10 protein-coding genes and 2 pseudogenes are annotated in these 9474 nt (G+C 56.0%); 9 read left to right on the top strand and 3 right to left on the bottom strand.

Features of this window, described 5'->3' with window-relative positions:
- Window positions 1-124 precede the first annotated feature (124 nt).
- From HX866_RS16265 to arsN2, 3 genes are all read right to left on the bottom strand, one after another.
- Window positions 125-481, bottom strand: a complete 357-nt coding sequence (locus tag HX866_RS16265) for a metalloregulator ArsR/SmtB family transcription factor (protein WP_177092725.1) — start codon at window positions 479-481, stop codon at window positions 125-127.
- A complete protein-coding gene (locus HX866_RS16260; RefSeq protein ID WP_177092724.1) occupies window positions 478-903 on the bottom strand; it encodes an arsenate reductase ArsC in 426 nt (141 codons plus the stop codon). The genes HX866_RS16265 and HX866_RS16260 overlap by 4 nt, the downstream gene beginning before the upstream one ends.
- Window positions 904-1248: 345 nt before the next feature.
- Window positions 1249-1692 carry an arsenic resistance N-acetyltransferase ArsN2 gene (gene arsN2, locus HX866_RS16255; RefSeq protein ID WP_177092723.1) on the bottom strand — a complete coding sequence of 148 codons (444 nt, stop codon included), beginning with the start codon at window positions 1690-1692 and terminating at the stop codon, window positions 1249-1251.
- A 24-nt stretch (window positions 1693-1716) separates the two neighbouring features.
- Here arsN2 and HX866_RS16250 point away from each other — a divergent pair, with 24 nt between their 5' ends.
- The 9 genes and pseudogenes from HX866_RS16250 (at window position 1717) to HX866_RS16210 (ending at window position 9428) form a co-directional block, all read left to right on the top strand.
- Entirely contained in the window at window positions 1717-2277 is a 561-nt protein-coding gene (locus tag HX866_RS16250) for an arsinothricin resistance N-acetyltransferase ArsN1 family B (RefSeq protein WP_177092722.1), read from the top strand.
- 504 nt (window positions 2278-2781) lie between these two features.
- A pseudogene (locus tag HX866_RS16245) lies at window positions 2782-3060 on the top strand (DNA adenine methylase); the annotation flags it as partial.
- Window positions 3061-3333: 273 nt separating this feature from the next.
- Window positions 3334-3708 (top strand): DUF2946 family protein, encoded by a 375-nt coding sequence (locus HX866_RS16240; RefSeq protein ID WP_371319257.1) that lies wholly within the window; start codon window positions 3334-3336, stop codon window positions 3706-3708.
- Window positions 3709-3793: 85 nt separating this feature from the next.
- Window positions 3794-4819: a TonB-dependent receptor gene (locus HX866_RS16235; protein WP_177092720.1), complete on the top strand. Its 1026-nt coding sequence runs from the start codon at window positions 3794-3796 to the stop codon at window positions 4817-4819.
- A gap of 165 nt (window positions 4820-4984) precedes the next feature.
- On the top strand, window positions 4985-5359 hold the full coding sequence (gene copC, locus HX866_RS16230; RefSeq protein ID WP_177092719.1) for a copper homeostasis periplasmic binding protein CopC: 375 nt from the start codon (window positions 4985-4987) through the stop codon (window positions 5357-5359).
- Window positions 5360-5466: 107 nt separating this feature from the next.
- Complete coding sequence (locus tag HX866_RS16225; RefSeq protein ID WP_177092718.1) at window positions 5467-5970, top strand: TlpA disulfide reductase family protein; 504 nt, start codon at window positions 5467-5469, stop codon at window positions 5968-5970.
- Window positions 5971-6150: 180 nt separating this feature from the next.
- A complete protein-coding gene (locus HX866_RS16220) occupies window positions 6151-7206 on the top strand; it encodes a HoxN/HupN/NixA family nickel/cobalt transporter (RefSeq protein ID WP_177092717.1) in 1056 nt (351 codons plus the stop codon).
- A gap of 284 nt (window positions 7207-7490) precedes the next feature.
- A complete protein-coding gene (locus tag HX866_RS16215) occupies window positions 7491-7832 on the top strand; it encodes a hypothetical protein (RefSeq protein WP_177092716.1) in 342 nt (113 codons plus the stop codon).
- 221 nt (window positions 7833-8053) lie between these two features.
- A pseudogene (locus tag HX866_RS16210) lies at window positions 8054-9428 on the top strand (transposase).
- The last annotated feature ends 46 nt before the right edge of the window (window positions 9429-9474 follow it).

Here is a 9474-nt window from a genome sequence, read left to right as displayed (position 1 = left end):
CGGTTTCATTAGACCACTACATGAAGACCGCTTCACAGAGAATACTGCGGCAACTATTGGCCGTGCAGAGGAACAGAATTTTCATCGGGCTATCTCTCATACGCCAAGCTCTGGCGGTTATGGTTCAGCAGCACGCAGCGACGCGCTCCGGGCGGTCACCCATGTCATCAAGGCGTTTCGCATCCGGACTCAACCAATGCTTATTGGCCTCCAGCACGGTGGTCAGAACGCCATGCACCCAATCAGGCAGGTTCTGGTGCAGTCGGTAGTAAACCCATTGGCCTTGCCGACGATCAGCCAGCAAGCCGCAGTTGCGCAGTTGGGCCAAGTGCCGGGATACCTTGGGCTGACTCTCGTTGAGTGCGCAGGTCAGTTCGCAGACGCAGAGTTCACCCTCGCGGGTGACCAGCAGCATCATGCGAACCCGGTTGTCGTCGGCCAGGCATTTGAAAACGGTGGTCGGTGTCAGGTGGTCGGTCATTGCTGTTCTCTGCGTTTGGACTTCACCAAGAGAAACATTTTGATGCGGTCATGGATTTCATGAAGGGTGTGGCGGAACGCGTCGGGCTGAGTGCTGGTGGCCGGATCCGGGAAACTCCACGCCAGTGCCTCACCGGCTCCAGGAAGGGGTTGGCATTCCGCTGCGGCTTTATCACACAAGGTGATGACGTAATCGAAATTTTCCCCACTGAACTCATCAACCGACTTGCTACGTAGTCCTTCGGTGTTGATTCCCAGGTGAGCTAATGCCGCAATGGTTTGAGGGTTTACCTTGGTCGGCGCAGTGCCGGCACTGAAGGCTTCGTAATTCTCGGCATCGAGATGTCGAAGCAGTGCTTCCGCCAGCTGCGAACGGGCGGCGTTGGCGGTACAAACGAACAAGACACGGGCTTTGCTGGTCATAACGAGGTCTTAGCTCATATGCGGTTTTTCGAATATATGATTTTCCGGATATAAGGTAAAGCACCAAAGGAAGATTTATTCTATGAAGGTACTGAATTAGGCCGGTCTTCCTCTGTAAATGCCCATAAAATGGAAAAATCTGAGAGACTTTTCAGCTTTTTACGTCGAAAATATCTGGAAATTCACATATACGTCTTTTGTAATGCATCCGTCGTTCGCTCAGAGATGGGCTCTCCTCAGCACAACCTACGTACCACAAGCAGCACAATTCACTTGGACTGCCATGGGGTCCGAGTGAAAGGAAAGCACCGAAGCACTCTCCGAGCGAGTTAGTCAGTGGTCTATCTAGGGCAGGCGTTTTGCCAGGTAGCTGGCAGTGGACGGGCAAAGGCTACGGAACTCAAGGGACTGCTGGATGGCGTTTGGCGCCTTAGCCCTGTCGAGGCTCTCGAATCCGTGGCGCAGGAAGAACGGGGCCGCAGTGGTGGTGAGAAGGTGTAACGACTGAACCCCGCGACTCACCAGCAGCGTCTCAAGTAGAGTCAGCGCTTCGGTGCCAAGCCCACCTCTGCGGTGGGATGGTGACACTACAAACGAACGCAGCAGCCTATCAGCGGTGGCACCTTCGACGCCCACGTAGCCGACCACACAGCCACCTTTCTGGAGCTGCCAGAACTCACGCTCAGGCTCGCCAAGGTCAACGTGAGGCAAGCCCTCGGCACGGAGCAATTCCATCAATGAGTCAAGGTTCTCAAGTGGGGTCATTTCAATGGAATGGGAAACGGACATGAAACATCACCAAGAGGGTAAAGGATGAGCATCACGAGCAATATCAGAGTAGCAGCCCCATCGGATGCAGCCGCCATCCAGGCAATCTATGCCCCGATGGTTGAGAGTACTGCAATATCCTTCGAACTGGAGCCCCCGACCATTGCAGAGATGGCGCACCGCATCGAATCGACTTTGCTAACGTACCCGTATCTTGTTGCAGAGCGAGACGGGCAGGTCCTTGGGTATGCCTATGCGAGCCAGCATCGGGCTCGTGAAGCGTATCGCTGGTCAGTAGATGTGACCGTATACATTGCTCCAACCGTGCACCGCCGTGGAATGGGGCGGGCGCTATACGAGCACCTGCTGCCCATTCTTGAGAGCCAGGGCTTCCACGCGGCCTATGCCGGTATCGCGCTGCCGAATGATGGGAGCGTGGGATTGCACGAGGCGCTGGGTTTCGAACACATTGGCACCTACGCGGAAGTCGGTTTCAAGCATGACAAATGGCATGACGTCGGGTACTGGCGCAGGGCGTTGAGTGGCTCCACGCCTCCAGCTCCGGTCATTCTGTTCAGCACCTTGGGATCTGCGGCTAGCACGTAGGAATGCTGTATCGAGGCCCGTGAATGTGAATAGTTGAGAGGCAGGATTGGATACAGCCGCAATGGTTCGACTGATCGAATCTCTGCGCAGCGAGCGGCTCGAAATCGGTTTCGCAATAGGTCATGGAAATCAGCGCGAAGTGACAAGTCGGTTACTTCGGGAAGGTGGGGCTCAGGAACGAGAGCTAGTGTGCTGCCTCAGAAATAATATCCCCCATGCCTGCGGATTCCATGATCATCCGGACACCCATGCTGCCAACATCCGGACACCGATTCCACGGCCATCCGGACACTTTCAGGCAGGCAGCAACGCAGGATTATTTAATACCATCGGCCTCTTTTCTCGAAGCGAAGAGGTCGTCGTGGAGCGTATATCGAATCGAACTGAAGGGCGAATCGATGCGCAGACGCGCAACGAAATTGACGGCAACAGGGGCTTCAGACGTAACCGTCCGGCCAGTACCCACTCCTGACGGTTCTCCAAATTGGCCAAGATAGTGGGCACCACTACATGGACCCACCTTATTGGAAGACCGCTGGATATGGTGTCGACTTTCCATTTGAGAACTATAAGCGCATGGCCGACTTCATGCGGCGCTGCAAGGGTAAGGTGATGGTTAGCATCAACGATCACCCGGATATTCGGCGGGTGTTTGAAGGCTTCCACTTCGAAACCTTGGACATTCGCTACAGCACCGCGAATCAGCGGCAGGGGAGGGCGGAGACGAGCGGGGAGTTGGTGGTCCTCAGTTGGGAGCCAGCCGCTTTGAGAGGATTGTTCTGAGGATAGAGGGCAGGGCCATTTGACCCTGCCCCTAGTGTTACCTCTTCCCAGCGGACAAGATTGATGTTGCGGCGGAATGCCGCATGTCTTTGCTGATGCGTTGTGCTTGTTGTCATTGTTTGTCACCCTTAGCTCCGCGAAGGGCTAACATCACTGGATCACCGCACGCGTTGGCGAGCCGGGCACCTGGATTGACGTGCTCCCAAGGCAATACCCGTATTTCGATTTTGCCATTTCGGCCTAATAACGATCAGCGACGTCACTATCGTGTCCATGTCCCGGGTTTCCCACTCATTGCGTCAGCTTGCCATGTGCCTGGCTATGCTTGCGGCATTGCTGCCGAGCGTGATGCTGTTGCTGCCGGCTGCCCATAGGCAGCCGATGGCGATGGGCGAACACTGCGACATGGCCGGCATGACCGGACACGTCCAGCTCCCCGGCAGCCGCGACCCCGCGCCGGACCAGTATCACGAATGCCATTGCCTGTTGTGCGTAGTCCATGCCGTGGATATCGGCTTGCCGCCGAGTGTTGTTCACTGGCAACTGTCCGGCCGCGCTGACGTCGTACTTGTGCAAGCGATCTACCCACCCTACGCCAGCACCGTCTGGCTGGTCTCCGAGCCGCGCGGTCCACCGGTTTTTTCCTGATTTTCCTTGCGATGACAAATCTTCCCCAGCCTGCTCAGGAGGTTTGCCCCTATGCATTGCAACTTAATCCAGGAATGCCAACCCCATGGTCATGCCCTCACTGCGCCGTACCCGCCGAAACGTATTGCCGCTCGCGGCCTTGTCCGTCACCGCTTTATTCCCGCACCTCGCGTTGGCTTGCGCCAGCTGTGGCTGCACTCTCAGTTCCGATTGGGACAATCTTGGTATCAGCAACTCGTCGGGTCTGAAACTGGACCTGCGTTACGACTACCTGAACCAGAACCAGTTGCGCAGCGGCAGCCACAGCATTTCCCCCAGCGCCGCCAGCCAGATCTCCAACAACGGCAATGCACAGGAAGTGGAGAAGTACACGCGCAATGACTATCTGACACTGGGTCTGGATTACAGCTTCAATCCGAGCTGGGGCGTGGATCTGCAAGTGCCCTACATTTTTCGCAGCCATAACACGTTGGGCACTGCATCGGACGGCGTCACGCCAGGCGATGGCGGCGGCCAATACAGCTCGAAAACCTCCAGCCTCGGCGACGTCAAGATCATCGGCCGTTATCAGGGATTCACACCGCAGCATAATTTTGGCGTGATGTTTGGCTTGAAGCTGCCCACCGGTGCCCATGACGATACCGCCGCATCAAGCGATCCCACAGCTCCAGGCCCTGTGGCTATCGATCGTGGCCTGCAACCCGGCACTGGCACCACCGATGGCATCCTGGGTGTTTATTACATGGATACGCTCAACAAGAACTGGGACTACTTCAGCCAGGCCATGGTGCAGAAGGCGCTGGATTCCAGCGATCACTACCGCCCTGGCGACGGTATCAATCTGAATGTCGGCCTGCGCTACATGGGCAACGCCTACGTCATGCCGCAAATCCAGTTGAATGTGCGCCATGTCGAGCGTGATGTCGGCGCCAATGCCGACACCGTCAGTACCGGCGGCACGCTGGCCTACCTCAGCCCGGGCGTGACAGTGCCGGTCGGCAAAAAGACCTCGCTGTACAGCTTCGTGCAGGTGCCGGTGTACCAGAATGTCAACGGTGTGCAACTTGCCCCGCGTTATACCGCGACCATCGGCGCGCGTTATTCGTTCTAGTTCGCAAGCTGTCGGCGGCTCGCCGCCGACTTTTGCGGGTGACGGGTGAGCACTCCCTCCCGGTACTACCCTGAGTTTCTGATTCGAGGCAAGACGCATAGCCCCGTCGTTCTCGAAAATGCCGATTTGGTATACCACCTATCCCACTATCGAAGGTACTTGAACATGTCTGCTCATTTCACCAAGAAAGCCTTAACTGCTGTCGCCCTGATTGCCTCTCTCGCATCGATCAGCAATGCCTTTGCGCATGCACACCTGAAAAGCGAAATACCTGCCGCCGACAGCAGCGTTACGGCCCCCAAAGACTTGCGTTTGAATTTCTCCGAAGGTGTTGAAGCACAGTTCACGAAAGTGAATGTCACTGACGATGGGAAACCAGTTGCCATCAAAGCTGTCGAGACGGAGCCGAACGACAAGAAACTGTTGATCGTTACCCCAGAACAACCCTTGAAGCCAGGGTCGTACAAAGTCGAGTGGTATGCCGTTTCAGTCGACACCCACAAGAGCGAAGGCCACTACACGTTCAAGATCACTGACTGATGATGTCGGGCGTCGGCGATACTCCTTCGACGCCTCGTCGCGGTATTTTGAATATCAGAAACCGACTGAGCCTGCTGTGCTGAGCCAATGATGCCGAGGGAAACCCGATGTCCGCAAAAAAACTACTGCCCTTGTTCGTATTCTGTTGCAGCCTGGTTGGTCTGCCCGCATGGGCTGTTGATGTGGGTGAGCATGCCCCGAATCTGACGGTAAAAATGCTCAATGGAGAAACGTTTGATTTGCAGAAACAGGCCAATCAGGTGGTGATCGTGAATTTCTGGGCGTCGTGGTGCGAGCCGTGTCGTGAAGAAATGCCTGCCATGGAAACCTATTACCAGCAGCACAAAGGCGAAGGGCTGAAGATCATTGCGATCAGTATGGATGAGCCGGAAGACGACGCCATGGTGCATAAGGTCATGGCCCAGTACAGCTATCCTGCCGCGTTCCAGCGAGATGCCGATTTCAAAGGGTTTGGCCGAGTCTGGCGCATGCCGATGACCTATGTCATCGACCGGCAAGGAGTGGTTCGCAAGGATGGCAGCGTGGGAGACCCGAAAATCGATCTGCCTTTACTGGATAGGCTCGTGACGCCATTACTGACAGCGCATTGAGTGCTCTGCTCATGCACAATGTTTTCAAATGTTGCAAAGCGAGAAGCCGGTTCAATCCCGGAACGGTCGCGCCACTGTATCTGGATCGCAGGCTATGAGCCGAATGAGTCCAGGAGTCAGACCTCGTTTTGTGCTTTCCTCAATCCAACCAGGGCGCGTATTCCCTGAGGGTAATCTCTAATGATTCTTCGTCTTGCCCAGATTTTCAGTGACTCCAACACCCAGGTTAGGGCCAAGTTATTTGGCATCTACGGGGTGTTGATAGGAATTAACGTTGCTGCCTGGATCTGGGCGTTGGTGGCTTTTCATGGCTACCCTGTACTGCTGGGTACCGCCTTGCTGGCCTACGGTTTCGGCCTGCGACACGCGGTTGATGCCGACCATATCGCAGCCATCGACAACGTTACCCGCAAACTCATGCAGGAAAAAAAGCGCCCGGTAGCGGTCGGCTTCTTTTTCTCCCTCGGCCACTCCTCGGTGGTGGTACTGGCTTCCATCGGCGTCGCCCTGGCGACGTCCGCCATGAAAGACCGCTTCGAAGACTTCAAGGCCATCGGCGGCATCATTGGCACGTCGGTGTCTGCGTTGTTCCTGCTGGCCATCGCCTTGATGAACCTAGTCATCCTGCGTTCGATCTACAAGGCTTGGAGCAACGTGCGCCAAGGTGGCGTCTATGTCGACGACGATTTCGACATGCTACTGGCCGACCGTGGGTTTATGGCGCGAATCTTCCGTCCGTTGTTCCGCCTGATCACCCGCAGCTGGCACATGTTCCCAATGGGCTTTCTGTTCGGCCTGGGTTTTGACACCTCCACGGAAATCGCCCTGCTGGGTATTTCGGCGACCCAGGCTTCTCAAGGCCTGTCGCCTTGGGCAATCATGGTCTTCCCGCTGTTGTTCAGTGCTGGCATGTCGCTGGTCGATACACTCGATGGCCACCTTATGCTGGGGGCCTATGGATGGGCCTACATGAAGCCCATCCGCAAGATCTACTACAACATGACCATCACCCTGGTCTCGGTGGTCGTGGCCGTAGTCATCGGTAGTATCGAGGCCTTGGGGTTGATCTCGGACAAGCTGGGCCTCAAGGGACCGATGTGGGACTTTGTCAGCGCACTGAATGATAACTTCGGCACCCTGGGTTACATCATCATCGGGATTTTTATCGCCAGTTGGGCCATTTCGGTGATGCTCTACCGCATAAAGGGGTTTGATACGTTGGAGGTAACGCGTTGAGTTCAAGCAGTAAATAATGCTCAGTCATTGGATAGCGTGGCGACCTAGATGGGGCGCCGGCAATTCCCGCTAATTTTTCTCTGCACATGCGCCAACGGCAGAATGTCCGCTCCGGCCGATTGCCGTCACTCGGGATCGACAGTTTGCTTGGGTGGACGTGCCGCCATTGGAGGCGCAGTCGACACTCATCAAGTGCACATGACTGGTCAGATTGTGTGAGGGGGGCTTTTTCGTTTTCGGCTACCCAATGCTACAGTCCCGCCAAATCTCAACGAGGGAACGACATGAAATTGATCGTAGGGGCTTTGGCCTTGGCACTGCTTTCTGGCTGTGCAGACAGCGGCCCAATAAAGGTCGGCCCAGACACCTACACGATTTCAACGCGCGTCCCCTTCGGCGGCCCGGCATCTGCAAAAGGGCAGGCCCTGAAAGAAGCGAACGTATTCTGTGAATCCCAGGGTAGAGAAATTCTCCTCGACCACATGCAAGCGAGCGAGTGCGCTTTGCACGGCGGTTGTGGCGAGGCCGAGATCTATTTCTTCTGCCTGGCTAAAGGCGATCCGCAGCTGAAGCGTCGGAAATACAGCCCTGATCCGACACAGAAGATTGAGATCGATCAGCGCTGATCTTGTGGGCTTGCTGCCTGGTGAATTGGACGGCTGCTAGCCCTAGTCCAGTACTGGGCTTTGTCGTTTATGGGGACTGTGCGGCCAGGGTCGTCATATCTTGCACGATGTTTTCGTGCCGCGTGGCGAATGACGTCTTTCGACCGATTCTGTTGAAAAAGTAGCTCCCCTTTCTGGCCTGCGGCAAAATCTCCGCATCGGCCAGCAGGGAAGCACGCAGCATGATGGGACAGTTATCGAGTGGGCAGGAACGGCTGTTTTACTCGTTCAACCTTGAGGATCACATCCCCGCCAATCACCTTCTGCGCAGCATTGATCAGTGTCTCGACCTGAGCGATCTGCGCCATTACCTCACCGATTTTTACAGCCCGATTGGGCGTCAGTCGATTGATCCTGAACTGATGATCCGCATGCTCATCGTCGGCTATTGCTATGGCATTCGCTCAGAGCGGCGGCTGTGCGAAGAGGCCCATTTGAACCTAGCGTATCGCTGGTTCTGCCGGTTGAGCCTCGAAGGTGAAGTACCCAATCACTCGACCTTTTCCAAAAGTCGACACGGTCGTTTTCAGGACAGCGATCTGTTCCGCTGGCTGTTCAATGAAGTGCTGCGTCGTTGCATGAACGCAGGCTTGGTTAAAGGTGAAGGCTTTGCCGTGGACGCCAGCATCATCAAAGCGGATGCCAGTCGGCAGCGCGGCGTACCGGGTGATGAGCAGGTCAACTGGAGCGATCCGTCTCTGAGCACCCGCGCCGTGCGTGAGTACCTTGAGGCACTTGATGAGGAGGCTCTGGCCGAAACGCTACCGAAGCGACTATCGCTGACTGATCCTCAAGCCCGCTGGACCGCAGCTCCAGGTGGCCCAGCGTTCTACGCTTACTCCACGAATTATCTGATCGATACCGAGCACGGTGTCATCGTGGATGTGGAGCCCACACCGGCTCATCGCACGGCCGAGGTCGAGAGCACCAAGATCATGATCGAGCGGGTCGAGGCGCAGTTCGACATCAAGCCGGAACGCCTTATTGGCGACACCGCTTACGGAACCGCGCCGATGCTGGCTTGGATGGTGGAGGAAAAAGACATCGAGCCGCACGTGCCGGTGTGGGACAAAACTGAGCGCAAGAACGACAGTTTTTCGAGCAACGATTTCCACTGGAATGAAGAGGCTGAGGAATACTGCTGCCCAGCCGGCAATGTATTGCGCAGCGAATGGCGAGCCTTCAAGAATGAGCGTTCGCACGTCACCAAAGCCAGCACCATCATCTTCCGATCCCGGCAGAGACCGACTGTGTTGCCTGTCCGATGAAAGCCAAGTGCTGCCCGAACACTGCGTTCCGCAAGATCGCTCGCAGCGTCCACGAGGCCGCTCGTGATGTAGCTCGACGCATCGCAGCAACGCCGGCGTATCAGCGCTCTCGCCACGAACGTAAAAAGGTCGAAATGTTGTTTGCCCACCTCAAGCGCATCCTGAAATTGGATCGCTTGCGACTACGTGGCATGAGTGGCGCGACGGTGAATTCACGCTGGCCGCTGCGGTGCAGAACCTGAGACGGCTGGCTAAATTTACATCTCAAGGTCCACCTGCCACGGGATAGGTGCGCCTGCACTCAGCAAAAAACCTCAAATTAACCCACTAACTGA

The sequence above is a fragment of the Pseudomonas gingeri genome, assembly GCF_013386165.1.
Taxonomy (GTDB): domain Bacteria; phylum Pseudomonadota; class Gammaproteobacteria; order Pseudomonadales; family Pseudomonadaceae; genus Aquipseudomonas; species Aquipseudomonas gingeri_C.
Note: the sequence above shows the minus strand (reverse complement) of the source record. Positions and strands in the feature narration are given on the sequence as shown.